Genomic DNA, 24,972 nt, shown 5'->3' with positions numbered 1-24,972 from the left:
CATGACCCAGGAACAGACGCTGAACGCCTCTCCCAGCGACGTTCAACGACTCCCGTATGCCCCCTCCGACCCCGATGCCGCTCCGATCCGCGCCGCCCGGGTGACCGTCGACGCGCAAAGCGACCTCGGCGTACTCGACCGCCCGTGGGCCAGCCTCGGCTACGACGAGATCAACTGGACCTACACACCCCAGGGCCGCCGGACCTTGCAGACAATCGGCGGTTTCGCGGAGACGCCGTACCACGTCCGCCCGCACAACATCTTCAACAGCGGCACCGGACTGGGCCTGCCGCACTGGGGGAGCGGCAACGTTTACCACGAGGACGCGGACGGCAAGCCGTTCTACGACTTCACCATCGCCGACCTCACGTACGACGCTATCGTCGGCGCCGGCCACCATCCGCTGGTCGAGCTCGCCTTCACCCCGCTCGCACTCGTCCCCGACGAGGCCAAGACCGAGTTCCCGTTCGAGAACAGCCCCAGTCAATACAGCGCTTACGAAGCCGGCTGGTGGTCATTCCCGCCCAAGGACTATGCAAAGTGGGGTGGTCTGGTAGCGGCACTTGTCGAACATGTACTCGAGCGATACGGCGTCGACGAGGTCCAGCACTGGCTCTGGGAACTCTGGAACGAGCCGGACATCTCCTACTGGCGCGGCACCCCGGAGCAGTTCCACGACCTGTACGACGTCACGGTCAAGGCGATCCGCGACGTCTACCCGGCCGCGAAGGTCGGCGGACCCGCGGTCACCGGTGGCGACAAGGGTGCAGTGTTCCTGCACGGCTTCCTGCAGGCCTGCGCCGACCGTGACCTGCCCGTCGACTTCGTCTCCTTCCACACCAAGGGCTCGCACTTCACGCCCTGGCGCACGTACGGCCCGATCGGTGCACCGGCGCCGGTCAAAGAGTCGCCGTCGACCCCGAAGATGCTGCGCGAGATCGACCGCGCGCTCGCCGTCATCGAGCAGTTCCCCCAGTACGTCGGCGCGCCGGTGATCGTGGACGAGTGCGACGCCTCGGTGCCCGCGCACTGGGGCATCTACGACAACGCGAACTTCGCCTACCGCAACAACGAGTACTACCCGGTGTTCCAGGCCAAGCTGATGAAGAAGGTGCTCGACCTCAACGCACAGCACGCCGCGAAGGTGCACGAGGCAACCACCTGGAGCTTCTCGATGGAGGGCGAACGCTACTTCGAGGGCACCAGAAGTTTCGTCACCGCGTCCGGCATCGAGAAGCCGCTGATGAACGCCTACCGGGCCTTCGCACACCTCGGCGACCGACGTCTCGCCGCCACCTCGGACCAGGTAGCGGACATCTCCGATATCAGTGCCCTGGGCAACGGACTCCCGGAGGAGATCGACGTCATCGCGAGCCGCGACTCGGCCACCGACAGCGTCGCGATCCTGGTCTGGCGGCACCGAGACGACCAGTACGCCGAGGACAGCGACCTCACGAAGGTCGACGTGGAGGTCAACGGACTCGAGACCGGTGAGTGGACCGTGCAGCACTACCGGATCGACCACAGCCACAGCAACAGCCACACCGCCTGGCAGGACCAGGGCGCGCCGCAGGATCCGACGCCGGAGCAGCTTGCCGCGATCACCGCCCGCCAAGGTCTCGAGAAGTTCGCGGACGACACACAGGCTCAGGTCGACGGCGGCTTCAATCTCCAACTCGAGCTGCCACTGCCCTCGCTGAGCCTGGTCGTCCTGACCAAGGTGGCCTGATGTTCATCGGGGGTGCCTGGCGGGAAGCCTCGGACGGCCGGACGATCGACGTCCTGAATCCGGCCACCGAGGAGGTCGTCGCCCAGGTCCCCAACGCGTCCGACGCGGACCTGGACGACGCCCTGGCCGCAGCCGCGGCCGGCTTCGCGATCTGGCGTCGTACGACGCCGACCGAACGAGCGGAGGTGCTCGACCGGGCCGGCCGGCTCCTGCTCGACAGATTGTCAGACATCGCCACAATCCTGACCGAGGAACAAGGCAAACCGATCGCTGAAGCCGAGGCAGAGGTCAGGCAGTCAGCGGAGTACTTCAGTTGGTTCGCCGGCGAGGCGGTCCGGTCCTACGGCCGGCTGCTGCCGTCGGCGCCGGGCCGCCGCTCCTGGGTCGAGCGGCGGCCGATCGGACCGGTCGCCGCCTTCACAGCCTGGAACTTCCCGGCCTCCCTCCCAGCCCGCAAGCTCGCACCAGCGGTCGCGTACGGCTGCAGCATCATCGTCTGCCCGGCAATCGAGGCCCCACGTACGGCAGCCGCACTCATCCGAGCCCTGGCCGATGCAGGCGTGCCGGACGGCGTGGTCAACCTGATCACCGGCGACCCGCCGCGGGTCAGCGAGCGGCTGATCGGCTCCGACGTGATCGCGAAGATCACGCTGACCGGTTCGGTGCCGGTCGGCCAGTCGTTGGTGCGGCTGTCCGCCGAGCGGTTGCAGCCGTTGACCCTCGAGCTCGGCGGTCACGCGCCCGTACTCGTCTTCGACGACCTCAACGAAGATCAGCTCGGACGTGCGGCCGACGCCCTGGTCCGGGCGAAGTTCCGCAACGCAGGTCAGGTGTGCATCTCGCCCAGCCGGATCTTCGTCCAGCGAGCCGTCTTCGACCACTTCGTCTCGCTGGTGGTCGACCGCGCTCAAGGATTGGAGATCGGACCGCTGGCGAACGCCCGCCGGCGAGAGGCAGTCGCGGCGCTCGTCGAGGGCAGCGAAGCAAAGATCCACTGCGGCGGCGTGCATCCCGAGGGACGCGGGTTCTTCTACCCGCCGACCGTCCTCACGGATGTCCCGGCCGACGCGGCAGTGCTCAGGGACGAGCCGTTCGGCCCGATCATGCCGATCCTGCCGTTCGGCGAGATCGAGGACGGGCTGGCTCAGGCGAACGCGGTGCCGTACGGCCTGGCGGCGTACGTGTTCACCAGCGACCTGGAACGCGCCGACACCACGGTCGCGATGCTGGAAGCGGGCATGATCGGTGTCAACGAGGTGGCGCTGGCGGCCGCGGGCTCGCCGTTCGGCGGGGTCAAACTGTCCGGGTACGGCAGGGAGGGTGGCACCGAGAGCCTGGAGGCGTACACGGTGGCCACCGCGGTGACGACGAGAGGAGCTCCATGACGTTGGATCCCGGGGTGTGGGGCGTGCTGGCGACGCCGCTCACGGCGGACGGCTCGGCCGTCGACACCGCGTCGCTGGGACGGCAGGTCCGGCACTACGAGACGATCGGCGCGACCGGGCTGACCGTGCTCGGCGTCTTCGGTGAAGCAGCCCGGCTGACCCCCGCGGAACGCCGTACCGTCGTGGAGACGGTCGTCGCCGCTGCCGACCTGCCGCTCGTGATCGGCATCAGTGCGCTCGACCTCGCAGAGGTCTGTACGGAGGCCGAGAACGTCCTGCCAGTGGTCGGATCTCGTCTCGCCGGACTGATGGTTCAAGTGAACTCCAGCGATCCGGTGGCCCTGAGCAAACATCTGAACGAGGTGGCCGACCGCACCCAACGGCCGCTCGTGGTGCAGGACTACCCGGTGATCAGCGGAGTCCCGATCGCCACCGCCGACCTGGTCGCCGCCATCCGCAACGTGCCATCGGTCGTCGCGGTGAAGTCCGAGTCGTCGCCGAGCCCGCCCGCGGTCGCCGAGCTGGCGGCCGGACTCGACGTGCCGATCTTCGGCGGCCTCGGCGGCACCTGCCTGCTCGACGAACTGGCCGTCGGTGCGGCCGGTGCGATGACCGGCTTCTCGGTCCCCGAAGGTCTCCTCGCGTGCGTTGGAGCCTTCCGGGAAGGCGGGTTCGAGGCGGCCCGGGAGGTCTGGCGTGACTACCTCCCGCTGGTGAACTTCGAGTTCCAGGCCGGGATCGCGCTCGGTCTGCGCAAACGCAGTCTGGTGCTGCGCGGCTTGATCTCGTACGACGCGGTCCGCCCGCCGGCCGCCGTACCGCCGGAGAGCATGTACCGGCTGCTGACCGAGCATCTCCGTCGGACGCCGGGAGTCTCATGAGTGGGATCTATCGCGGTCTGGTCAGTTACGGCGACCGCGACTTCTCCAGGTTCCTCCGGCGTGCGTTCCTGCACGCGAGCGGCCGGTCGCCGGAGTCGCTGGACCGGCCGGTGATCGGGATCGCCACGTCCACCAGCGACTTCAACCCTTGCCACCGGCAACAGCCGGAGCTGGTGAAGTCCGTTGCCCGCGGCATCATCGCGGCCGGTGGGCTGCCGATGGAGTTCCCCACCATCTCGCTGGGGGAGAGCTTCCTCGAGCCGACCGCGATGGTCTACCGCAACCTGATGGCGATGGACGTCGAGGAGCTCGTCCGGGCCCAGCCGATGGATGCCGTCGTTCTGGTCGGCGGTTGCGACAAGACCGTCCCGGCCCAGCTGATGGGCGCGTTCTCGGCCGGTCGTCCGGCGATCCAGCTCGTCACCGGCCCGATGTCGACCGGCCGGTACCAGGGCGAGCGACTTGGCGCGTGCACCGACTGCCGGCGGTTCTGGGCGCGCTACCGGGCCGGTGATGTCTCCGAGCAGGAGATCGGCGAGGTCGAGCGCAACCTGGCCACCACTGCGGGGACCTGTGCGGTGATGGGGACCGCGTCCACGATGGCCTGCATCGTGGAGGCGCTCGGCATGGCGCTGCCGGACAGTGCTGCCGCGCCCGCTGTGCACGCCGACCGGTTGCGGATCGGTGAGGCGACTGGTGCCGCGGCCGTGTCGATTGCAGTGGCGGGGCGTACGCCGGACCAGGTCGTCACCGCGGCGTCTGTCCGCAACGCGCTGCGAGTGCTCCTGGCCATCGGCGGGTCGACCAACGCGCTGATCCATCTGACCGCGATGGCTGGGCGGCTGGGGCTGCCCATCGATCCTGATGAGCTGAACGAGCTGAGTGAGACCACACCGGTGCTGGTGGAGCTCAAGCCGACCGGTGCGCACTACATGGAGGATCTGCATGCGTCCGGCGGCCTCCCCGCCGTACTGCATGAGCTGAGGGACCTGCTGGACCTGTCTGCACTCACGGTGACCGGAGAAACGCTGGGGGAGCGGCTAGGCGATGGGCCCACCTGGGTGGACCGGGAGGTCGTGCGACCGCTGAGCGAGCCGAGCCGGGAGAAGGGCGGGCTGGTGTGGCTGCGTGGCTCGCTGGCGCCATCCGGTGCGTTGATCAAGCGGTCCGCGGCTGACCCGGCCCTCTTCGAGACCACCGGCCGAGCAGTCGTCTTCACGTCGTTGGAGGATCTCGCGGCGCGTGTCGACGATCCGGAGTTGGATGTCGAGCCGACCGACGTACTGGTGCTGCAGAACGCCGGTCCGTTGGGTGCAGGCATGCCCGAGGCCGGCTACCTCCCCATCCCGGCCAAGCTCGCCCGGCTCGGCGTACGGGACATGGTCCGCATCTCCGACGCCCGGATGAGTGGTACGGCGTACGGCACGATCGTGCTGCACGTGACACCGGAAGCCGCACTCGGCGGACCGCTCGCCCTGGTCCGCACCGGTGACCAGATCCGCCTGTCGGTCTCCGAAGCTCGCCTGGACCTCCTCGTCTCACCCGAGGAGCTCGAGAAGCGCCGGGCGGACCTCCCCGCGCCCGTCACGGAGCCGCTCACCGGCTACCGAAAGTTGTTCCGCGACCACGTTCTGGGAGCCGATCGCGGCTGCGATTTCGACTTCTGCCTGCCCGCCTCCTGACCCCCTCGGCGGGCCATAGTTTGCGCCCGTCGGGGCCTGTTCCAGCGGCGCCACGCGGGACTACACCGGGCCGCGCGGGTGTTGGAACAAAGAGACGCGCGCGGGATCCGGACGTTCTTGCAAACTGTCGGAGCAGCGATCTAGGATCCCTAGATGTAGTGGTTACACGGGTGTAATTTTCCACAGGTAGTGGTCAGTTACACACAAGTTGTCCCCAGGCAGATCCACAGGACGTCCCCGCGGCGGCCTCACGGGAGGAGTGATTCGTCGTGCACTGTCCGTATTGCCGGCACGCCGATTCCCGTGTGGTCGACAGCCGGGTGGCCGAGGACGGCGGAGCGATCCGCCGGCGCCGGCAGTGCCCGGTCTGCGAGAAGCGGTTCACCACCGTCGAGCAGATGCAGCTCACGGTCGTGAAGCGCTCCGGCGCGACCGAGCCGTTCAGCCGGGAGAAGGTCATCAACGGGGTCGGCAAGGCCTGCAAGGGCCGGCCGGTGGACGTCGACGCACTGGCCCGGCTGGGCCAGCAGGTCGAGGACGCGCTCAAGGCGAGCGGCTCGCCGGAGGTGCCCGCGCACGAGGTCGGACTCGCGATCCTCGGGCCGCTGCGGGAGCTCGACGAGGTCGCCTACCTGCGATTCGCGAGCGTGTACCGGCAGTTCGAGTCCGCCGACGACTTCGAGACGGAGATCGCGCTGCTGCGGGCGGAGAAGGAGCCGGAAGGCACCGAACCGCGCCCGCTGAAGCCGACCCAGCAGACGTAAACCGGGGGAACGAGTAACACCACGCAGTGCAGGAAGTTGAGCAGACACGCAGTACCGGCACGAACCTAACGGGGCGGTCCCGACAGACCGCGGCAGTGCAGACACAGGGCGAGGAGCAACCATGACAGAGACGGTGACCGGCCACTCGGGGTCGACCAAGAGGTCGGCGGCCGGGTTCCGCGGGCGGAAGAACGCGCCCGCGGGACTCACCATCGAGCGCATCTTCACGACCGAGGGAGTACATCCGTACGACGAGGTGACGTGGGAGCGCCGCGACGTCGTCCAGCAGAACTGGAAGACCGGTGAGACCGTCTTCGAGCAGCGCGGGGTCGAGTTCCCCGACTACTGGAGCGTGAACGCGTCCACCATCGTCACCACGAAGTACTTCCGCGGCGCGGTCGGGCACGACAACCGCGAGTGGAGCCTCAAGCAGCTGCTCGACCGGGTGGTCAAGACGTACCGCAAGGCCGGTGAGGACTACGGCTACTTCGCCACCCCGGCCGACGCCGAGGTGTTCGAGCACGAGCTCACCTGGATGCTGCTGCACCAGTACTTCAGCTTCAACTCGCCGGTCTGGTTCAACGTCGGGACGTCCTCGCCGCAGCAGGTGTCGGCCTGCTTCATCCTCGCCGTCGACGACTCGATGGACTCGATCCTGAACTGGTACAAGGAAGAGGGCCTGATCTTCAAGGGCGGCTCCGGCGCCGGCCTGAACCTGTCCCGGATCCGCTCGTCCAAGGAGCTGCTGCAGTCCTCCGGCGGTACGGCGTCCGGACCGGTCTCCTTCATGCGCGGTGCGGACGCGAGCGCCGGGACGATCAAGTCCGGCGGCGCCACCCGGCGCGCGGCCAAGATGGTCGTGCTCGACGTCGACCACCCCGACATCGAGGAGTTCGTCGAGACCAAGATGCGCGAGGAGGAGAAGATCCGCGTCCTGCGCGACGCCGGGTTCGACATGGACCTCGGCGGCCGCGACATCACCTCGGTGCAGTACCAGAACGCCAACAACTCGGTCCGGGTCACCGACGAGTTCATGCGCGCGGTCGAGGAGAAGGGCGAGTTCGGGCTGCGGGCGCGGCTGGACAACTCGGTGATCGAGACCGTCGACGCGCGCGAGCTCTTCGACAAGATCTCCCAGGCCGCGTGGGCCTGCGCCGACCCGGGTCTGCAGTACGACGACACCATCAACGACTGGCACACCACCCCGGAGACGGGCCGGATCACCGCGTCCAACCCGTGCTCGGAGTACATGCACCTGGACAACTCGTCCTGCAACCTGGCGTCGCTGAACCTGATGAAGTTCCTCCGCGACGACGACCTGTTCGACTCGGAGAAGTTCGTCAAGGCCGTCGAGCTGATCATCACCGCGATGGACATCTCGATCTGCTTCGCCGACTTCCCGACCGAGGCGATCGGCGACACCACCCGCGCCTACCGGCAGCTGGGCATCGGGTACGCGAACCTCGGCGCGCTGCTGATGGCGACCGGCCACGCGTACGACTCCGACGGTGGTCGCGCACTGGCGGGCGCTATCACCTCGCTGATGACCGGTACGTCGTACAAGCGCTCGGCCGAGCTGGCCGGTGTCGTCGGCCCGTACGACGGCTTCGAGCGGAACAAGGACGCGCACACCCGGGTGATGCGCAAGCACGCCGCGGCCAACGACGCGATCCGGACCATCCACGAGATCGACAAGGACGTCCAGAAGCACGCCACCGCGGCGTGGGAGGGCGTGCTGAAGATCGGCGCCAAGAACGGCTGGCGCAACGCGCAGGCCTCGGTGCTCGCGCCGACCGGCACCATCGGCTTCATGATGGACTGCGACACCACCGGTATCGAGCCGGACTTCTCGCTGGTCAAGTTCAAGAAGCTGGTCGGCGGCGGCTCGATGCAGATCGTCAACCAGACGGTGCCGCGGGCGCTGCGGCAGTACAGCTACACCGAGGAGACGATCGAGGCGATCGTCGAGTACATCGCCGAGCACGGTCACGTGGTCGACGCCCCAGGCCTGAAGCCGGAGCACTACGAGATCTTCGACACCGCGATGGGTGAGCGGGCGATCAAGCCGATGGGTCACGTGCGGATGATGGCGGCCGCGCAGCCGTTCCTGTCCGGCGCGATCTCGAAGACGGTGAACCTGCCCGAGACCGCGACGGTCGAGGAGATCGCCGACGTCTACTTCCAGGGCTGGAAGCTCGGCCTGAAGGCACTCGCGGTCTACCGCGACAACTGCAAGGTCGGTCAGCCGCTGGCGGACGCGAAGGCGAAGAAGTCGGTCGAGGCCGAGGCTGCCGTCGCGGAGAAGATCGTCGAGAAGGTGATCGAGTACCGGCCGACCCGCAAGCGCCTGCCGAAGTCGCGGCCGTCGCGGACCACGTCGTTCAGCGTCGGCGGTGCCGAGGGCTACATGACCGCCGGCTCCTACCCGGACGACGGTCTGGGCGAGGTCTTCCTGAAGATGGGCAAGCAGGGTTCGACCCTGGCAGGGGTGATGGACGCCTTCTCGATCGCGATCTCGATCGCGCTCCAGCACGGCGTACCGCTGGAGACCTACGTCCAGAAGTTCACCAACCTGAAGTTCGAGCCGGCCGGTCTGACCGACGACCCGGACGTCCGGATGGCGCAGTCGATCATGGACTACATCTTCCGCCGGCTGGCCCTGGACTACCTGCCCTTCGACGAGCGGGCCGCCCTGGGCATCTACTCCGCGGAAGAGCGGTCCCGGCAGCTCGACACCGGCTCCTACGAGCCGGCCCCGGTCGAGGTCTCGGAGGCCGAGTCCCTGAAGTCCGTCGAGCCGGCGCCGGAGAAGCCGGCTGCGGTCGAGGCGGCCGCCGCCAAGCCGATCGACACCTCTGAGGTCCGCACGACCGCCGAGATGTTCGAGCTCATCACCGGCACCTCGGTCGACGCACCTCTGTGCTTCACCTGCGGCACCAAGATGCGCCCCAGCGGCTCCTGCTACGTCTGCGAAGGCTGCGGCAGCACCTCCGGCTGCAGCTGACCCACCTGACCGGCCGTTGCGGCCGGCCACCAACTGAAAGCGCCACGGCCCCCGGGAACTTCCCACTTTCCCCGGGGGCCGCAGCGCGTCTACCGTCGTGCTGTGGAGGAGATCAGCGGTCTCCTTGCGGCCGGGGAGAAGGCGCTCGGCGACGGGGACTGGGTGGCGGCGCGGTCCGCATTCGGGTCCGACGGGGTCAGTGAGACCGCCGAGGGCCTCGCCGGGCTGGGCAACGCGCAGTGGTGGCTCGGCGACACCCGGGCCGCCTTCTCCTGCTGGGAGCGCGCCTACGCACTGTTCCGCCGCTCCAACCCGGCCGAGGCCGTCTTCATGGCACTCGGCCTCAGCCTCCTGTACGACGCCAACTACGGCGACCGTGCCGCCGCGCAGGGGTGGGCGTCTCGGGCAGTCCGGGTGGCTGCAGAGGTCGGTGACCCCGTCATATCGGCATGGGCCTCGCTGGCCCGAGCTGGATCCGCGGACGATGCGGCAAACGTTGCTGCCTGGTGCGAAGCGGCGTACGGCGTTGCAGCCGAAGTGGGGGACCGGGACCTCGAGTTGTGCGCACTCAGCATGTGGGGCTCGGCTCTCATCAACCTGGGGCAGGTCATCGAGGGCACTGCCTTGCTGGACGAGGCTCTGGCCGGTGCACTCGGTGGTGAGGGTGCCAGGCCTGACACTGTCGTCTTGACCAGTTGTCTGCTGATGCGGTCGTGCGTACGTGGTGCCGACTTCCTGCGGGTCGTGCAGTGGACACGCTCGCTCGACAGCTTCATGGAGCGCTACGGCTGCCCGTACCTCCACGCGACCTGCCGAGCGTCGTACGGCGCTGTGCTGGTCTCCACCGGTGACTGGCCGCGTGCTGAGATCGAGCTGACCGCGGCAGTGGAGTTGGCACGTGATGCGCTGCCGGCGGTCCAGGCAGAGGCTGCTGCCTTCCTTGCCGACCTCCGACTCGGTCAGGGCCGAGTCGGCGAGGCACGTCGTCTTCTCACCGGCTTCGAGGATCGCACCGTCGTACGGCCCGTCCTGGCCGCTGCCTACCTGGCTGCGGGGGAGGTGGCGATGGCTGTCTCGCTGATACGACGCCAGCTCGACGACACGACGCCTCTGGAGGAGGCCCGACTGCGTGAGGTGCTCGGCGCCGCCTGTCTGGCGACCGGTGACGTTGCCGGCGCGGTCGCGGAGGCAGAGCGGCTATCTGACCTCGGTACGACGACCGACAGCGGGTTGATCGCAGCACGCGCTGCCCGCTTGTGTGGACGGGCCCTTCTGGCGCAGGGAAAGTCCCGTGAGTCCGTGGCCCGGCTGACGGCGGCGCAGACGTGGTTCGGCCTGTTGGAGATGCCTCTCGAGGTCGCGCGTACCCGGATGATGTTGGCGCATGCCATGTGCTCCTACGATCCCGCTCCTGCCGTCGCCGAGGCCCGGATTGCTCTCGCGGTGTTCGAGGATCTGGGCGCCTCTGCTGATGCTGATGCGGCTGCTGCCTGGCTTCGAGCGGCTGGAGCGACTGCTGCCCGCAGTGGGCCTCGCGGTCTCGGGCTGCTGACCAAGCGGGAACTCGACGTGCTCGCCGTACTGGCTGAGGGTCTGCCCAATCCGGAGATCGCGGCCCGGCTGTACATCAGTCGCCGTACCGTCGAGCACCACGTGGCCAGCATCCTGTCCAAGCTCGGCGTACGGAACCGCACCGAGGCCGCCGCCTACCTCACGCAGGTGCACGAATAGGCGAGTTCACCGATGCTCGGGTCGATCTCCCGGTGCGACGCTGCGGACAGGCTCGCGAGCTAGGGAGATCATCATGAGCGAGACAGTGCTGGACACCACCCGCGTCGAGGCCTTCGGCCAGCAGATGGGCGACGTACTCAACCACGGGACCCTTGCGTTGCTGACGAGCATCGGCCACCAGGTCGGCCTCTACGACACCCTCGCGGAGCTGCCGCCGGCCACCAGCCACGAGATCGCCGGCGCCGCCGGACTGCAGGAGCGGTACGTGCGTGAGTGGCTCGGCGCGATGACCGTCGCCCGGGTCGTCGAGTACGACGCTCGCGACCGGACGTACTGGTTGCCGCGTGAACACGCCGCCTTCCTGACCCGCGCCGCTGGACCGAGCAACCTCGCCGGAGCAACCCAGTTCATCGCGCTGCTGGCCGGCGTCGAGTCGTCGCTGGTGAAGTGCTTCCGCCGCGGCGGTGGCGTTCCGTACTCGGAGTACACCGAGTTCCATCGGCTGATGGCCGAGGACAGTGGCGCGGTCTTCGATGCGGCTCTGATCGACGCCGTACTTCCGCTCGTGCCCGGGCTGCCTGCGCGGCTCGAGGAAGGCATCGATGTCGCCGACGTCGGGTGCGGTGGCGGGCACGCGGTCAACCTGATCGCCGCCACCTACCCACGCAGCCGGTGCGTCGGCTACGACTTCTCCACCGAAGGCATCGCCGCCGGTCAGGCCGAGGCGGCTGCGCTGGGATTGGCGAACGCGGAGTTCGTCGTACGGGATGCCGCAGCGTTGGGGGAGCACGCTCGCTTCGACCTGGTGACCGCCTTCGACGCGATCCATGACCAGGCACATCCGGCGCAGGTCCTCGCCGGTATCGCGGCGTCGCTGCGGCCCGGCGGGGTCTTCCTGATGGTCGACATCCAGGCATCGAGCAACCTCGAGGACAACCTGGACAACCCGTTCGCCACCTTCCTGTACGGCGTCTCGACCATGCATTGCATGACGGTCTCGCTGTCCCTCGCCGGCGACGGCCTCGGCACGGTCTGGGGCGAACAGAAGGCCCGGCAAATGCTGACCGACGCCGGCTTCACCTCGATCGAGGTCACCCACGTGGACGCCGACGCGTTCAACGCCTACTACATCGCCCACCGATAACCGCCCGCAGCCGCAGCCCGGGTCACGGGCACAGCGCCCGGGCCGTCCAGCTCTAGCAGAGCCAGGTCGGCTTCTGGTGCGACGCCCACGCATCCTTCGACGACACCCAAGGTCGCCGACTACCAAGGCAGGTCGTTCTGCAACTTCTCCGTCACCGACGGAACCCTTGTCCGCATCCGCCTCTGGTCCCAGAAAAACGGCGTCGAGTCCTGCTCCCTGATCACAGGCTCCTTCACGACCTGATCGAGCCTGCCTTGTCGCGATCAATTGCTGGCGTAGCTGATCGCGACGACGCTCGAACTGCTGCTGATCCGGCCGCTGTCGACTTTCTTGCCATTGACAACCAGTACGACGGTGAGGCCGTCGACACCCTTGGTCTTGCGCAGATTGACGCGGTAGGAACCGCTCGACGCCTTGAGTTGATAGGTGGCCGATCCGCAGCCCTTCCTGTTCGCCGCGCCGACCTGCCCGGCCCAGCAGGTCTTCTTCGAGGCCGTGATCCGGACGGTGGCTCCGGTCTTCGCAGTGGTGGTCTTCTCGACGCTGCCGCGGCCGCTGCTGCCGGTGCTGCCAGTGCCGGACGTGGTCTTGGTCGGTTCACAACCGGTCAGTAGCAGCGAGACCAGCAGTGTGATCGCGAGAGTGATCCATCGTCGGGCAGGCATGGGGCTTCCTTCCGTCACCCGGTCTTGACAGTGACCTGTGGCTTCAAACTGGTTGGCTTGAGTTCCTTGCGGACCAGCGCCTCGATACTCGTCAGTCCGCTCTTGTCCTTCGTCGCCGCAAGCCGGGCCGCTTTGGTGCGCGTCGAAAGCTGAGCCTCCAGTTCACGCGCCAGCGCCTCCAGTTGCTGCCGGCCCTGACGCGAGAACGTGCGGTGCTTGCTGGTGACAACCACGAACTGCACTGCGATCGCTCCGGACGTGCAGCCGGAACATGATGCGTTCACGGCCAACGCACGGTTCCGCGTGGCGAGCGTCGTACCGGGCCGGACCACTACGACCTGCACGGACACACTGGTCGCTCTGCAGTTGCTGCAACTTGACCAGGCGGTGGCGAGGTTGTCCGCCGTACCCCTCTTCGCCTTGCTCACGTAGACCACCTGTACTGCGGCAGCGGTACCGTTGCACCCGCTGCAGGTGGCCGATGCGCTTGCCACGGCATCGACCTGGGCCCGCTTGCCCCTGGCGCGTTCGATCATGGCAGTCCGGTCCGTGTCCGTACTGCGTGGCGTGGACGGGTTTGCGGACGCGACGAGGTCGAAGTCCTGGCCCTTCCGGAAGGTGAGCATGCTCGCGGTGCCAGTCGCACCTATGACGAGGGACGCGACGACCAGGATCGCTTCGAATCGGCGGTGAACGGTCATGACACTCCTTTGGCGGTCAGGGACGGGTCAGCCACCGAAACGGGAGTCCATCGGCTCGTGGTGAAGCCGGTGGCGACCAGTTCGGCGAGTTCCAGATAGGCGTCACGGGTGGCGGAGCGCAGGTCGTCGAGGTCGACCGCGGCACCGCTGTCCAGCGCCGGGTCCCACGGGATGCGGACCGTACCGGCGCAACGACTGGAGAAGTGGTTCTCGATCTCGTCGAGTTGGAGCCAGCGCGGCCTGCCTCTGGTCGTGTTGATGACCGCGACCGCGGACGACACCAGGTCGGCGTGCCCGTGCTGGTCCAGCCAGTCCAGTGTCCCGGCGGCGACCCGGGCGCCGTCGAGCGCGGGCGGCATCACCACGACGATCTGGTCCGCCTCCCGCAGGATGCCCTGGATCGCGCTGTCGAGGATGCCGGTCCCGGTGTCGACGAGGATCAGGTTGTAGTGCTGGGTGAGCAGGTCGAGCACGGTGCGGTAGTCCCGATCGCCCAGCGCCTGGCTGATGGTCGGGTCGTCGTCGGACGCGATCACCTCGAGCCGGCTTCGTGCCTGGGAGGTGTACGCGCGCAGGTCGGCGTATTTGGTGATCAGGTCGCGCTCGCCCAGCAGATTGGTGACCGTGGCCGGGGACTCCCGCCGTACTCGATAGATGAGCGAGCCGGCGTCAGGGTTGGCGTCCAGCGCGACCACGCGGTCGCCGCGGTGCATGGCCAGCGTGTGGCCGAGCATCAGAGTCGTGGTGGTCTTCCCGGCGCCGCCCTTGCGGCTCAAGGTGACCACCCTGCGTGGCTCGCGCAGCGGCGCCCGAACTCGGTCGATCCGCTCCTGCTCTCGTTGCTGGGCCAGACTCGGTCCGACGTTGATCCGGCCGCTCGAGACGTAGTACAGGCCGTGACGCCAGCCGTCCCGGGGCGGCGGAACGCGACGTCGGAGCATCTTGTCCTCGGTGAACGACGTTGCACCAGGTGGGTCGTCAGCGTTGCTGTGGTCCATCGGTTCCTCCTCGGCCGGCGACGGTGCGGTATGCCGGGCTCGAACCGCCCGGACAACGTGGAGCACAGATCTGCCCAGGACGACGCTGAGACCGACGATCGGGAGGGTGATCGCCAGCATGGACAGCAGCGCGAGTGCCGCGGCACCGAGTTGTCCTGTTGAGGCGAGCGCTCGCGCGCCGGTCCACAACTCGCTCGAGCGGCCCCAGAAGTCCGCGAGGTAGCCAGGGGCGTTCCAGGTGAGGAGCCCCAGACCGATGAGCAGCGCGGGAACGGTGATCAGCACCCACGTCGTGACGACCACACGAGTGCGGAGCCGCAACTGAGCCACACCGGGATCGTTGCGACGACCTGGCAGCAGGCTCAGCAGGATTGGCCGAACGTGGCCGAACAGGTTCGGTACGCCGGCCAGGTCGCCGAGGATGTAATAGCCGTCGAACCGGACCACCGGCAGCAGTTGCTGGATGATCTCCAGGTGGGACAGGGCGATGACCGCCAGCAGGGGGGACCATCCGGTCCACAGGTACATCCCTGCCGCGGCCACGATGAAGACCGCGTTGAAGTAGACACCGCCCAGGTCGGTCCGCAGCCGGCCGGCCCGGTCGAGTCGGTAGGCGCTGGTCACGTTGGTGTAGAAGGCAGGGATCCACAGGTAGATGCCGACACCGATCCGGCCTGGCTTGGCGCCGCCGTACCTGCAGCCGGCCGCGTGACCGAACTCGTGGAAGAGCGTTGCCATGAGCAACAAAGCCAGTGCGGCCAGGACGCCGGCCGGATCGACGAGAGCGCCGAACACCTCGGCGGGCGCCAGGGTGCTCACCACCCACATGTCGAATGCGATCACCGCCCCAAGCACCGCGAAGATGATCGGACGATGGAACAGCGGCGCGAAGATGCGCGCGATCACCCGAACCGCAGTGGCCGGCAGCAGCACGCCCCGTACGCTCAATGCCAGCAGCGGATCGGCCTTTCGTTGCCCTACCGGTGCGCCGTTGAACAGTGCCACCAACCCGGACGGTCCGAGCTTCTCGTCGATGAGGCGGACCAGGTCGTCGCGATCGAGGCGGTGGCCGTACGCCCGGCTCACCCGCTCGGCCAGCAGATCCGTCGACGTCCGCCCGTCGGCGTTCTCGACGATCAGGTAGAGCAGTTTGGTGAGCAGGACCATCTGCCGGTCGGCTCGCTCGACCAGGTATCGCTCGTCCCGGAATCCGGATCCCTCGTACTGTCCGAGCAGGCGTACGCCGGCCGCACGCCGCGGCCTGTGTCCGCCGAGCAACCGGACCGTTCGGGCGCCGTCTTCTGTCGTCGTCACGATGCGGGCTCCCGGCCAGCGCGGGGGGCACAGGCCCCCCGCGAGTTCCGTGCGCCGGCAGAGCTAGCGCTGGAAGGCAGCCACATGCTGCACAGCGGCGGCGGCCGCGGTCGAGCCGATCGTCCCCGCGTTCACCGCGATCGCCAGGTTGACGGCCGTGATGTTGGTGATGTTGATCAGTGCCAGCGCCTCACGCGCGGGCAGCAGTTCGGCCGACTGGCCGGAGACCTCCGTCCGGGAGATCCTGCCGAGATCCGTCATCGAAACCCCCTCAGTCCTGCGGCGTGCGGACGGCGCACATGGTCATCACCGCCCGCACACCCGATTCGGCCCGCTAGTGCTGCTTGACCACGATCGTCTGTACGGCCGCGGCCTTGGCCACGGACCAGTACGACGACGCGTTCAGCGCGACCGCCGTGTTGGACGCGTAGATGTTCGCCCAGTTGTACGAACCCAGCGCCTCCCGCTCCGGCAGCACCTGGATCTCCTCCAGGTCGAGTTCGACCGCCGTCAGTTTCTCGTTCATGAGTCACCTCCTCCACCCTGTTCGGTGCTCACAGCCAGTGGAAGCCGGACAGCATGCTCAGCGCGTTGTCACAGCGTTGTCACAGCGTTGTCAGGAAGCCCGTGGTCGACGTAACGGGGGTACATCAGGGATCGTTGCCTCATCGTGGATCTTCCGGTTGTCCGTCCCCACACGGCGCGAGGCAGCGGGTCGATCGTCCCGCGGGGGAGTGGAACATGACCGAACAGACGCAGACCGAATCCGTGCCAGGAGCGGCGGCACTGGTCATCCGGGTCTGGCGGGAGAAGGACGACGCTGCCGGCCTCAAGGCGCGCATCACCCAGCGGCCCGACCTCGGCGCCGACACCGAGACGACCACGGTGGTGGCGTCACCAGAGGCCGTCTACCGCGAGGTCCGGGTTTGGCTCGAGGAGTTCATCGGCCGAACGGCGGGTCAGGCTTGACATCCGGCCCTTCCTGACCAATGGTGCAGAGAGTGTGTGGCGGTTGGTGGTTTGGTCGTCACACACAGCGGGGATATCTGCAGGCAACACAGCCGGGGGGCAGGCGTGGTCCGACGCGCGCCGCGCCTCCACGAGGGGGGCCGTGCGGTGCGGACATTCTTGCGATGCGATCTTCGGCTTCAGTTGCTCGGCGACTGGCTCCTGACCGCCGCCGACGTATCGGCCGAGACGGTGGACCAGGTCGAACTGCCGGCCGGTCCACAGCACCTCATCGCCCTCCTGGCCCTCAACGGCCGCTGCGCCCGGACCCATGCGGCCGCGACCCTGTGGCCGGATTGCACCGACGAGGTCGCGGCCGCTCGCCTTCGTGCCGTTCTCTGGCGACTGCGGCACCGGCATATTGGCGTACCGCCGCTGCTGGAGATCGGCGACTCGTCGCTCGCGCTGGCCGACGCGGTCGTCGTGGATGTCGACTGGTTCCTGGCCGGTGCCGAGTTGCTGATCCATGACGCCGCGGATCTCGACAGCGGCGTCCTCAAGAGCGGCGTCCTCGACAGCGATGCGGCCGAGAACGCCGCTGTCGCCGTCCTGCACTCTGCGGAGTTGCTGCCCGGCTGGTACGACGACTGGGTGCTGACTGCGCGCGAACGATTGCAGTACCTGCGCCTGGGTGCCCTCGATGCCCTCGCGAACCTGCGCCGACGGCAACGACGTACGTACGAGGCTCTCCAGGCCGCGCGGGCCGCGATCAGCATCGAACCACTTCACGAGAGCGCCCACCGCACCATCGTCGAAACCCACCTGGACAACGGCGACCTCGTCGAGGCCATCAAGCACTACCAACGATTCGAGGCCATGCTCGACCGAGAACTGGGCCTCCCACCCAGCGACCTGTTCCGCGAACTGGTGGGCCCCTACTTGGCCGTTGCGTCCCACAAGGTAGCCCGCACCCGGTAACCGGCCTCCGGACTTAGCCGCTGACCGACTTCAGACACTGTCGTCAGTGGCCCGAACGGTCGGAGTCGGCGGCAGGCCGGGCGGTGCCGTCGAGGGCTGACAGCGCGTCCAGTTCCGCATCGGTCAGGTCGAAGTCGAACACAGCCAGGTTCTGCTCGAGCCTCGCGCGGTTCGCGGACTTGGGAATCGGTACGACGCCCTGCTGTGTCTCCCACCGGAGCACGACCTGGGCCGGCGTCCTGCCATGCGCCTCGGCAGCCTGCCGCACCGTCGGGTGGTCCAGCAGGTCAGTGCCCTTACCCAGCGGACTCCACGCCTCCGTGACGATCCCGTGCTTCGCGTGGAACTCCCGCTCGGCCCGCTTCGCCCACACCGGACTCAGCTGCACCTGGTTGACCTCCGGCGCCACGCCGGTCTCGTCGATCAGCCGCTGCAGGTGCGCCGGCTTGAAGTTCGACGTACCGATCGCGCGAACCAGACCAGCCTCCCGCAACGCGATCAGCCCTCGCCAAGCGTCGACGTACCGGTCCTGATCCGGATTGGGCCAATGAATGAGCAACAAATCGAGATACTCGACGCCCAACTTCTGAGCACTCGCCTCGCACGCCGTCCGCGCCCCGTCCACGCTGTGCCACCCTTGTTGAACTTCGACGTCACGAACACCTCATCCCGAGGCACCCCCCGCAACGCCCGCCCCACCCCAACCTCGTTGCGATAGTTCTCCGCGGTATCCACCAACCGATACCCGACCTCCAGCGCCTCCACCACAACGCGCTCCGCGTCGTCATCCCCCAACGGCGAAGTCCCCACCCCAACCCGAGGCATCACAACCCCACCCGTCAACCGAACCCCATCAACCACATCCACCACCCTCTCAGCCCAAACCTCCCGCCACCGTACGCCGCCCCACGCCCGGCCCGCCCAACCCACGCCCCCCACCCCACCGCACCTCGAACCCTCCGCCCGCACCCCCGACAGGCACATCTCACGGACCGCGGTGACCTCCAACCGAGCGCGCCACTGACCCCCTCGGGGATCCGGCCGACCCTCCCACCGAGCGCGCCCCATGGACACCCCTCGGGGATCCAGGCGGACCCTCCCACCGAGCGCCCCACGGGCACCCCTCGGGGATCCGGTCCACCCTCCCACCAGCCAACCCGGGCCGTACGCCGTACGGCCGCAGAAACCCTGTGTGACAAGGCACACCGCCCACCGTGCCCACCGTCTCAGCGCAGCAGAAGGGGGGCGCGAACTGTCGGCAGCGTGGTTCATCATGGGTGCGGCGGGTCGGAACGTGCGGGAGGGGTGGGCGAATGAAGAACCGGCTGATCACTCTGGTGGACCTCGGTCTGGACAGCTCGTTCGACGCGTCGATGACGTTCGTCCAGGGCATCACCGGGAACATCAACGCCGGCTGGGACCAGCCCGTGATCGACGTGAACTTCGTTCGCACCCGCGACCACGAGACCGCGTTCTCCGCACTCACCACCCCCTCGACCGTCCTGCACGTGATGGCACACGGTGACCACAGCGAGGAACCGTCGTTCCTTTCCACCGACGGCAAGACCCAGGTTTCGCTGAGGTCGCTGGCAGACTGGTTCCTCGACCGCCAGTGGGGCATCGCCAGCGGCGTCGTCATCGCCGACGGCTGCAAAACCGGCATCGGCAAGTGGCAACGCGCCATCCGCGACTGCCTCCAGGACGACATCACCTACATCGGCACCAGCACCGTCATCGGCTGGTACGAGGCGACCGTCTTCTGCTCCGCCTTCTACGGCGCCCTGGTCCGCAACCGCGGCCTCGGCCGCACGCCCGCCGAACAAGGCTGGGACGCCGCAAACCGAGCCATCCGCGCCTACGAAACCCTCACCGACGCCCGCTGCCCCTACAAACCGGTCCTCCTAACCCCCTCCCGCCGAGCCCTCCGCTCCCTCACGGGCTGACCCAGGAGCTCGGCTACGCCGGACCCGACGCCCAGCACGTCGCACGCCACGCCCAGCCCGCCGGACCGACGCCCAGCCCGCCGGACCGACGCCCAGCCTGGCGGACCGACGCCCAGCCTGGCGGACCCCACGCCCAGCCCGCCCGCGTGCTGAGCCAACCGACACGCGGGTGGCGGCTACTTTGGGTTAGGGGTGGGAGACTTTTTGTGGGCTCGTCGCGTGGCGAGGTCCGTGCTCTGGGTTGTCGGTGCCCCGGGTGGCGGGAGGACGGGGAAGCCGTCCGGTACGCATTGGCCGACCTCCTGACGTCCGCCCGACGTGGTGAAGGAACGCCACCATGAAGCTCCATCGCAACTCCCTCCTGACAGCTGCCGCCATCGTCCTGGTCCTGTACATCGTCTGCCTCATCGTTGGTCTCCCGGGCTGGGCCGCGGTCGTGCTCACGGTGGTCCTGCTCGTCATCCTGGCCGTGGTCTGGAAGCAACCCGACCCGCCTCGACCTCTGGTGACCTCACCGCCGTCCACGCCGTCCGTCGTACTGCCGGATCGGGATCCCGTCTTCACCGGGCCGCCGACGCGCACGGTTGCCGACGTACGTCTGCCGTCTGCCTCACCCGATTTCCAATTCAGCTTCTCGGCCGTTGTGCAGTGGTCGACCGTGCTGTCCGGTGCCCGGCATGCCGACCTCGGTGCGGTCGCGGTCGACGCGTTGCTCGAGCGCGCCCGGTCACTGACGGCGACCCAGCAGGTGACCGAGGAGTCGCTCAATCAGCACCGCCTGGCCGCCCTCCTCGGTGAGCCCGCGCTCGACGAGAAGGGACAGGTGCGCAGCTGGGCGACCGAGGTACGCCTTCGCCTGCCGGACGCCGACCAGAAGCATCTTCAGCACCTCGCCGCCCTACATCGCCGGGAGCAGACCGCGCTGCTCGAACGCCGGATGGAGCAGGACAAACGCGCGTACCTCAAGGAAGACGTCTTCGCCACGCCCGGTTCGGCCGCAGTCTGGTGGTTGGTCAACAACCCCGGTGAGGTCGAGACTGCCCTCGGCCTCCTCGACACCCTCGCCGAGCTGTCCGCCGCAGCCAACGATCTCCCGGTACGACGCTCGTCCGCCGACGTCATCGATCGCGCCACGGCGCCCCGTGCCGAGCTCGACTTCAACTCAGCAGTCGACCACCTCCTCGAAGCCGCCGAACCCGGGAGCGCCAGCCCGACCACCGAACCGAGTAGCGGGCATCTCCCGCAGCACGCCGGCCTGCGGCCATCGAAAGACAGCCCCAGTCCGACGCCGATCGAAAACACCAGGTCGCAACCGCACGAAGGCCCCAGCTCGCACCGGAGCGAAGGCAGCAGCTCGCACCAGAGCGCAGGCACCGACCAGCCACCGAGCGATCGGCCCAGCGCGCGACCTACCGACCAGCGGTCCGACAACGGGACCATCCCGCCGCCCGCCGATGACGACCCAAAGTCGACGTCCGCCCGCAAGAAGGGCACTACAAAGCAGCCGGAAGGTAAGTACCGGGAGCAGTTCTATACGGAGTAGGTCGGTGAGCCGGGCCGGGTGCAGGGTGGGCCCGCCCCACCGAGTCTGGGGGCGCATGTCACCCGTCCAGCCACTCGATGGTGGTCGCGCCGTTGTGACCGTGGATCGTGAGGAGCGCATCGATTCCGTCCGGCCAGACCGTGGTGGTCGGGTAGCGCCCACCCCAGTGCAGGGCCACCGTCCCGTCGGTCCACTCGACGCCCTCGGCGACCACGCCGATGCCGCTGACACCAGACACGTCGACATGACGGACCAGCTGGAAACAGCGTGGCCCGGATTTGTTCGCGACTTTCAGATGACGCCGTCGCGGGGTCCTCCGCAGCAGCGTGGTGGTTCGACCGCTGATCTCGTCCATGCCCAAAGTCAACGCCCGCGGCGGTGACCTCACCAGGAACCGAACCGGTATCCACAGGGCAGAAATTAGGAACTCTTCCGATCACCCGATCGCCGTAATCTGATTGCAAGGAGTGATCAACGCGCAGGGAGTGATACCGATGACGATCATCGAGAAATGGACCGGCCGGCACGCGCATGCCTTGCGCGATGCACTCCGGTTGACCAACGAGTCCTTCGCCGAGCACCTCGGCATCGCGCCAAGGACGGTCACGAAATGGGGAGAGCGCCCGGACATGCTGCCGAGCCCACAACTTCAGCAAGCACTCGACACCACACTCAGACAGGCGCCGACCGATGCCCGGGTCCGGTTCGCCGCGAAGCTGGGCCTGGACGAGCCCCAGATCCCGCTCGACCACGATGTGATCAGCAAACTCCATGAGGCACTCGGCGACCTCGCCCGCGCCGTGGCCCGCCTCGAGTCTGCCGAGCCGGAGCGATCACCGGCACACTAGGGCGGCGGACGTCGTACTGAAGGGAGCGCCGGTGAGGCGACGACTGGTGAACTCGTCGAGTGTGCGATCGGTCGGCTGGTCCGACGGCACCTTGGAGCTCGAGTACGTCAACGGCTCCATCTATCAGTACGACGAAGTCCCGCAGACCACCTTCGCCGCTCTGCTCGCGGCGCCCAGCATCGGCGCGTACGTCAACACGCACATCAAGCCGTGCTACGACTACCGGGAGATTTGACTCGGACCGTTTCTGTAGGCATGCCGGCGGGCACCGGACTGATCAACACGGGGGTGCGCTCAGCCCAGGAGGTGGACATGCGCACTCGTAGAGCATCTACAACTGGTTCCCGCACGGTGGCGATCATTGTGGTCGTCTGGCTGCTCATTGGCCTGGCGGCCGCCGTCCAGCGGAACTACTTTGCCGGGTCCGACGCGACGTGCGCGAAGGTGGGCACAACGCTGGTCACCATCGTCGTCGGCCCACTGAACTACGTCGGTGCGAATCCGAAGATCGACTGCTCAGCACCACAGCCGTCGAGGTAGCCGAAGTCACGAGCCTGCCGCCGACACGCCGCGGCAGGCTCGCGTCGGCACGGCGACAATCCACCCCGAGCGCCGACCCGTCACGTTCGTAGGCTCCGAGACAACGAGCCGAGGAGGGGCGGGGATGAGTGTTCTGTACGACGAGATCGCGGCTGATCTCGAGAAGTTCCAGGTACCGGGAGCCAGCTGGGCGGTGATCGACGGCGGCGAACTCGTCGACACCGGTTGCGCCGGCGTAAAGCAGGCGGACGAACCTGCCGCCGTCGTACCAGGAACGTTGTTCCAGGCTTGCTCGATCAGCAAGCCTGTCGCTGTTTTCGCGATGCTCCGGTTGGTGGACCGCGGACTGCTGGACCTCGATGAGGACGTGAACCGCCGACTCACCTCGTGGCAGGTCCCGCCGACAGGCGACTGGCAGCCGGTGGTCACGTTGCGACAGCTCGCCAGCCACAGCGCGGGCCTGACCGTGCACGGGTTCCCGGGGTACCGCCAGGGGACCGCTCTGCCGACCACCCGGCAGATCCTCGATGGAACTGCGCCGACGAACACCTTTGGCGTCCGCGTCGACATCGTGCCCGGTACCCAATTCCGGTACGCCGGTGGTGGCACCGTCGTACTGCAGCAGGTACTGGAGGACGTGACCGGCTCGCCGTTCCAGCAACTCGCACGCGAGCTCGTGCTGGAACCACTCGGGATGTCTGACAGCGACTACGCGCAGCCATTGCCGTCTGCCCTCCACGACAAGGCCGCGACTGCTCACGACGAGTTGGGAAGACCTGTGCCTGGTCGGTGGCACAGCTACCCGGAGCTGGCCGCTGCAGGGCTTTGGACGACGCCAACTGACCTTCTGAAGTTCGCCGTTGCCGTCCAACAGACGTATGCGGGAGCAGAGGGCGCCCTGCTGTCGCCAGCGCTTTCCCGCGAACTCCTGACGCCACAGATCGCTGCAACGGACCGGATCGGTGGACTGAATCACCTGGGACTCGGTCTGTTCCTTGGCGATGAGGGAGTGCGGTTCGGACACAGCGGAGGCAACGAGGGGTTCCGCTGCCATCTGCTCGCCTACCGGGACACCGGACAGGGCGCGGCGGTCATGACCAACGGCGACAACGGCAGCTGGGTCGTTCAGAGAGCCCTTGCCGCGATCGCTAGGGCGTATGAGTGGGACGACTACTCGCAGGAGGTCGACGAGCCGGACCTGCCCACCGACGAGGCGATGGCAAGCCTGATTGGGACCTACAGATTGGACGGCCGACTGCTGTTGGATGTGGCCCGCTGGGGGAGCGGACTGGCAGTGACCTTCGCCGGTCAGGCTCCTCTGCGTTTCAGCCCATCGTCGGCGACAAGGTTCGCTGCGGTGAACGCCGACACTGAGTTCGAGGTCCGTGACGACGGCAGTCGGCTCGTCTTCGTCCAGGGCGGAGCCGAACTGGACTGCACCCGGGAATAGCTGTCGATGGGTCCCGGTTACACCTGATGCCGTCCGGTTCATGACCCCGGGCCTCAACCTCAGCCGCTACGAGCGGCCACTCGCCGAGAGGCGTCTGCTGGACGGTGCGGTACGTGACAGGTGGGAGCCGGCTGACCGGCTCCCACCTCGTCTTACCGCTCGAGGATGAGTCCTTCAGCAGTACTGCGACGTGCGAGGTCCGCCCGTACGACGCTGTGCCGAGATATCCCGTGGAGCCACGCTTGTGTGGTGGGGCATCATGGGAGAAGTCGCTCGTGGAGACGCGAGTGAGTGATGTGACCAGAGGGACGACCACTGCCTCGCGGCAGGTGCCGGCTGACCGGTGCCGAGGGCGCTTCGCGAGGGTTCGGACAAGCTCCCGGACCCCGATTTGCATCTGCACCGCGAATGTCAGTAATGTTCTTCTTGTTGGAGCGAGACGCGGGACGCGAAAGCGGCCGGTCCTCCGACAAACTCCCTGAAGGTCTCGGAAGCCGAAACACGCCTCGGCGGGTTTCGGTCACTGGGTCGCGCAGGGGGACTGGGACGAAAGAGGCCGATTTGACCGGCCCCGGACGAAACAGTAAAGTTGGGCGAGTTGCCCCGGAGCTTCAAACGAAAGTCTGAAGCGCGGTGTGCGTCCGATTCTTGAGAACTCAACAGCGTGCCGAAAGTCAATGCCGAAATTGTTTTATCCCCGTTCACAGGCATTGGATGATTCTTC

The 24,972-nt window shown here is 67.6% G+C and carries 22 protein-coding genes and 1 pseudogene; 16 read left to right on the top strand and 7 right to left on the bottom strand.

Going from position 1 to position 24,972, the window contains the following annotated elements:
* Window position 1 precedes the first annotated feature (1 nt).
* The 8 genes from ACGFIF_RS22140 (at window position 2) to ACGFIF_RS22105 (ending at window position 12,320) form a co-directional block, all read left to right on the top strand.
* Complete coding sequence (locus ACGFIF_RS22140) at window positions 2–1,729, top strand: glycoside hydrolase (protein ID WP_393156854.1); 1,728 nt, start codon at window positions 2–4, stop codon at window positions 1,727–1,729.
* On the top strand, window positions 1,729–3,114 hold the full coding sequence (locus ACGFIF_RS22135; RefSeq protein WP_393156852.1) for an NAD-dependent succinate-semialdehyde dehydrogenase: 1,386 nt from the start codon (window positions 1,729–1,731) through the stop codon (window positions 3,112–3,114). Before ACGFIF_RS22140 ends, ACGFIF_RS22135 begins: the two co-directional genes overlap by 1 nt.
* Window positions 3,111–3,995, top strand: a complete 885-nt coding sequence (locus ACGFIF_RS22130; protein ID WP_393156851.1) for a dihydrodipicolinate synthase family protein — start codon at window positions 3,111–3,113, stop codon at window positions 3,993–3,995. The genes ACGFIF_RS22135 and ACGFIF_RS22130 overlap by 4 nt, the downstream gene beginning before the upstream one ends.
* Window positions 3,992–5,677, top strand: coding sequence for a dihydroxy-acid dehydratase (locus tag ACGFIF_RS22125; RefSeq protein WP_393156850.1), 1,686 nt, complete (start codon window positions 3,992–3,994; stop codon window positions 5,675–5,677). The genes ACGFIF_RS22130 and ACGFIF_RS22125 overlap by 4 nt, the downstream gene beginning before the upstream one ends.
* A 269-nt stretch (window positions 5,678–5,946) precedes the next feature.
* Window positions 5,947–6,441, top strand: coding sequence for a transcriptional regulator NrdR (gene nrdR, locus ACGFIF_RS22120; RefSeq protein WP_393156849.1), 495 nt, complete (start codon window positions 5,947–5,949; stop codon window positions 6,439–6,441).
* A gap of 121 nt (window positions 6,442–6,562) precedes the next feature.
* Complete coding sequence (locus ACGFIF_RS22115; protein ID WP_393156847.1) at window positions 6,563–9,445, top strand: vitamin B12-dependent ribonucleotide reductase; 2,883 nt, start codon at window positions 6,563–6,565, stop codon at window positions 9,443–9,445.
* A gap of 102 nt (window positions 9,446–9,547) precedes the next feature.
* Entirely contained in the window at window positions 9,548–11,176 is a 1,629-nt protein-coding gene (locus tag ACGFIF_RS22110; protein ID WP_393156845.1) for a LuxR C-terminal-related transcriptional regulator, read from the top strand.
* A 73-nt stretch (window positions 11,177–11,249) separates the two neighbouring features.
* Window positions 11,250–12,320 (top strand): class I SAM-dependent methyltransferase, encoded by a 1,071-nt coding sequence (locus tag ACGFIF_RS22105; RefSeq protein ID WP_393156844.1) that lies wholly within the window; start codon window positions 11,250–11,252, stop codon window positions 12,318–12,320.
* A 263-nt stretch (window positions 12,321–12,583) separates the two neighbouring features.
* On the opposite strand, the gene ACGFIF_RS22100 is transcribed toward ACGFIF_RS22105, so the two are convergent.
* The 5 genes from ACGFIF_RS22100 to ACGFIF_RS22080 all read right to left on the bottom strand — a co-directional run bounded on the left by ACGFIF_RS22100 (window position 12,584) and on the right by ACGFIF_RS22080 (window position 16,524).
* Window positions 12,584–12,985, bottom strand: coding sequence for a hypothetical protein (locus ACGFIF_RS22100; RefSeq protein ID WP_393156842.1), 402 nt, complete (start codon window positions 12,983–12,985; stop codon window positions 12,584–12,586).
* A 14-nt stretch (window positions 12,986–12,999) separates the two neighbouring features.
* A complete protein-coding gene (locus tag ACGFIF_RS22095; RefSeq protein WP_393156841.1) occupies window positions 13,000–13,686 on the bottom strand; it encodes a hypothetical protein in 687 nt (228 codons plus the stop codon).
* Window positions 13,683–15,998, bottom strand: coding sequence for a MinD/ParA family protein (locus tag ACGFIF_RS22090; protein ID WP_393156839.1), 2,316 nt, complete (start codon window positions 15,996–15,998; stop codon window positions 13,683–13,685). The genes ACGFIF_RS22095 and ACGFIF_RS22090 overlap by 4 nt, the downstream gene beginning before the upstream one ends.
* Before the next feature lie 63 nt (window positions 15,999–16,061).
* Window positions 16,062–16,259 carry a hypothetical protein gene (locus ACGFIF_RS22085; RefSeq protein WP_393156838.1) on the bottom strand — a complete coding sequence of 66 codons (198 nt, stop codon included), beginning with the start codon at window positions 16,257–16,259 and terminating at the stop codon, window positions 16,062–16,064.
* Between the two features lie 73 nt (window positions 16,260–16,332).
* Window positions 16,333–16,524: a hypothetical protein gene (locus ACGFIF_RS22080; protein ID WP_393156837.1), complete on the bottom strand. Its 192-nt coding sequence runs from the start codon at window positions 16,522–16,524 to the stop codon at window positions 16,333–16,335.
* 215 nt (window positions 16,525–16,739) lie between these two features.
* Between ACGFIF_RS22080 and ACGFIF_RS22075 the strand changes: the two genes are divergently transcribed.
* Window positions 16,740–16,967 (top strand): hypothetical protein, encoded by a 228-nt coding sequence (locus tag ACGFIF_RS22075; protein WP_393156835.1) that lies wholly within the window; start codon window positions 16,740–16,742, stop codon window positions 16,965–16,967.
* Between the two features lie 147 nt (window positions 16,968–17,114).
* Window positions 17,115–17,924: a BTAD domain-containing putative transcriptional regulator gene (locus ACGFIF_RS22070; RefSeq protein ID WP_393156833.1), complete on the top strand. Its 810-nt coding sequence runs from the start codon at window positions 17,115–17,117 to the stop codon at window positions 17,922–17,924.
* A 43-nt stretch (window positions 17,925–17,967) separates the two neighbouring features.
* Here the strand turns inward: ACGFIF_RS22070 and ACGFIF_RS22065 are convergent.
* A pseudogene (locus tag ACGFIF_RS22065) lies at window positions 17,968–18,749 on the bottom strand (aldo/keto reductase).
* 488 nt (window positions 18,750–19,237) lie between these two features.
* Between ACGFIF_RS22065 and ACGFIF_RS22060 the strand changes: the two are divergent.
* Together ACGFIF_RS22060 and ACGFIF_RS22055 are read left to right on the top strand one after the other, a co-directional pair.
* A complete protein-coding gene (locus tag ACGFIF_RS22060; protein WP_393156832.1) occupies window positions 19,238–19,867 on the top strand; it encodes a hypothetical protein in 630 nt (209 codons plus the stop codon).
* Between the two features lie 337 nt (window positions 19,868–20,204).
* Entirely contained in the window at window positions 20,205–21,410 is a 1,206-nt protein-coding gene (locus ACGFIF_RS22055) for a hypothetical protein (RefSeq protein ID WP_393156831.1), read from the top strand.
* 58 nt (window positions 21,411–21,468) lie between these two features.
* On the opposite strand, the gene ACGFIF_RS22050 is transcribed toward ACGFIF_RS22055, so the two are convergent.
* The gene (locus tag ACGFIF_RS22050) at window positions 21,469–21,765 is read right to left on the bottom strand and encodes a hypothetical protein (protein WP_393156830.1); all 297 of its coding nucleotides are present in this window, start codon (window positions 21,763–21,765) and stop codon (window positions 21,469–21,471) included.
* Window positions 21,766–21,904: 139 nt separating this feature from the next.
* Here ACGFIF_RS22050 and ACGFIF_RS22045 point away from each other — a divergent pair, with 139 nt between their 5' ends.
* The 4 genes from ACGFIF_RS22045 (at window position 21,905) to ACGFIF_RS22030 (ending at window position 24,248) form a co-directional block, all read left to right on the top strand.
* The gene (locus ACGFIF_RS22045) at window positions 21,905–22,258 is read left to right on the top strand and encodes an XRE family transcriptional regulator (protein ID WP_393156828.1); all 354 of its coding nucleotides are present in this window, start codon (window positions 21,905–21,907) and stop codon (window positions 22,256–22,258) included.
* Window positions 22,259–22,289: 31 nt separating this feature from the next.
* A complete protein-coding gene (locus ACGFIF_RS22040) occupies window positions 22,290–22,493 on the top strand; it encodes a KTSC domain-containing protein (protein WP_393156826.1) in 204 nt (67 codons plus the stop codon).
* Window positions 22,494–22,570: 77 nt separating this feature from the next.
* Complete coding sequence (locus ACGFIF_RS22035) at window positions 22,571–22,798, top strand: hypothetical protein (protein WP_393156824.1); 228 nt, start codon at window positions 22,571–22,573, stop codon at window positions 22,796–22,798.
* 124 nt (window positions 22,799–22,922) lie between these two features.
* The gene (locus ACGFIF_RS22030) at window positions 22,923–24,248 is read left to right on the top strand and encodes a serine hydrolase domain-containing protein (RefSeq protein WP_393156823.1); all 1,326 of its coding nucleotides are present in this window, start codon (window positions 22,923–22,925) and stop codon (window positions 24,246–24,248) included.
* The last annotated feature ends 724 nt before the right edge of the window (window positions 24,249–24,972 follow it).

It is taken from the genome of Kribbella sp. NPDC049174 (assembly GCF_043197365.1).
Lineage (GTDB): Bacteria > Actinomycetota > Actinomycetes > Propionibacteriales > Kribbellaceae > Kribbella.
Note: the sequence above shows the minus strand (reverse complement) of the source record. Positions and strands in the feature narration are given on the sequence as shown.

Coding starts and splice junctions, on each gene's coding strand:
- ACGFIF_RS22140 (WP_393156854.1), top strand. CDS start 2: ATGACCCAGGAACAGACGCTGAACGCCTCTCCCAGCGACGTTCAACGA.
- ACGFIF_RS22135 (WP_393156852.1), top strand. CDS start 1,729: ATGTTCATCGGGGGTGCCTGGCGGGAAGCCTCGGACGGCCGGACGATC.
- ACGFIF_RS22130 (WP_393156851.1), top strand. CDS start 3,111: ATGACGTTGGATCCCGGGGTGTGGGGCGTGCTGGCGACGCCGCTCACG.
- ACGFIF_RS22125 (WP_393156850.1), top strand. CDS start 3,992: ATGAGTGGGATCTATCGCGGTCTGGTCAGTTACGGCGACCGCGACTTC.
- ACGFIF_RS22115 (WP_393156847.1), top strand. CDS start 6,563: ATGACAGAGACGGTGACCGGCCACTCGGGGTCGACCAAGAGGTCGGCG.
- ACGFIF_RS22105 (WP_393156844.1), top strand. CDS start 11,250: ATGAGCGAGACAGTGCTGGACACCACCCGCGTCGAGGCCTTCGGCCAG.
- ACGFIF_RS22100 (WP_393156842.1), bottom strand. CDS start 12,985: ATGCCTGCCCGACGATGGATCACTCTCGCGATCACACTGCTGGTCTCG.
- ACGFIF_RS22095 (WP_393156841.1), bottom strand. CDS start 13,686: ATGACCGTTCACCGCCGATTCGAAGCGATCCTGGTCGTCGCGTCCCTC.
- ACGFIF_RS22085 (WP_393156838.1), bottom strand. CDS start 16,259: ATGACGGATCTCGGCAGGATCTCCCGGACGGAGGTCTCCGGCCAGTCG.
- ACGFIF_RS22080 (WP_393156837.1), bottom strand. CDS start 16,524: ATGAACGAGAAACTGACGGCGGTCGAACTCGACCTGGAGGAGATCCAG.
- ACGFIF_RS22075 (WP_393156835.1), top strand. CDS start 16,740: ATGACCGAACAGACGCAGACCGAATCCGTGCCAGGAGCGGCGGCACTG.
- ACGFIF_RS22060 (WP_393156832.1), top strand. CDS start 19,238: ATGAAGAACCGGCTGATCACTCTGGTGGACCTCGGTCTGGACAGCTCG.
- ACGFIF_RS22055 (WP_393156831.1), top strand. CDS start 20,205: ATGAAGCTCCATCGCAACTCCCTCCTGACAGCTGCCGCCATCGTCCTG.
- ACGFIF_RS22050 (WP_393156830.1), bottom strand. CDS start 21,765: ATGGACGAGATCAGCGGTCGAACCACCACGCTGCTGCGGAGGACCCCG.
- ACGFIF_RS22045 (WP_393156828.1), top strand. CDS start 21,905: ATGACGATCATCGAGAAATGGACCGGCCGGCACGCGCATGCCTTGCGC.
- ACGFIF_RS22035 (WP_393156824.1), top strand. CDS start 22,571: ATGCGCACTCGTAGAGCATCTACAACTGGTTCCCGCACGGTGGCGATC.
- ACGFIF_RS22030 (WP_393156823.1), top strand. CDS start 22,923: ATGAGTGTTCTGTACGACGAGATCGCGGCTGATCTCGAGAAGTTCCAG.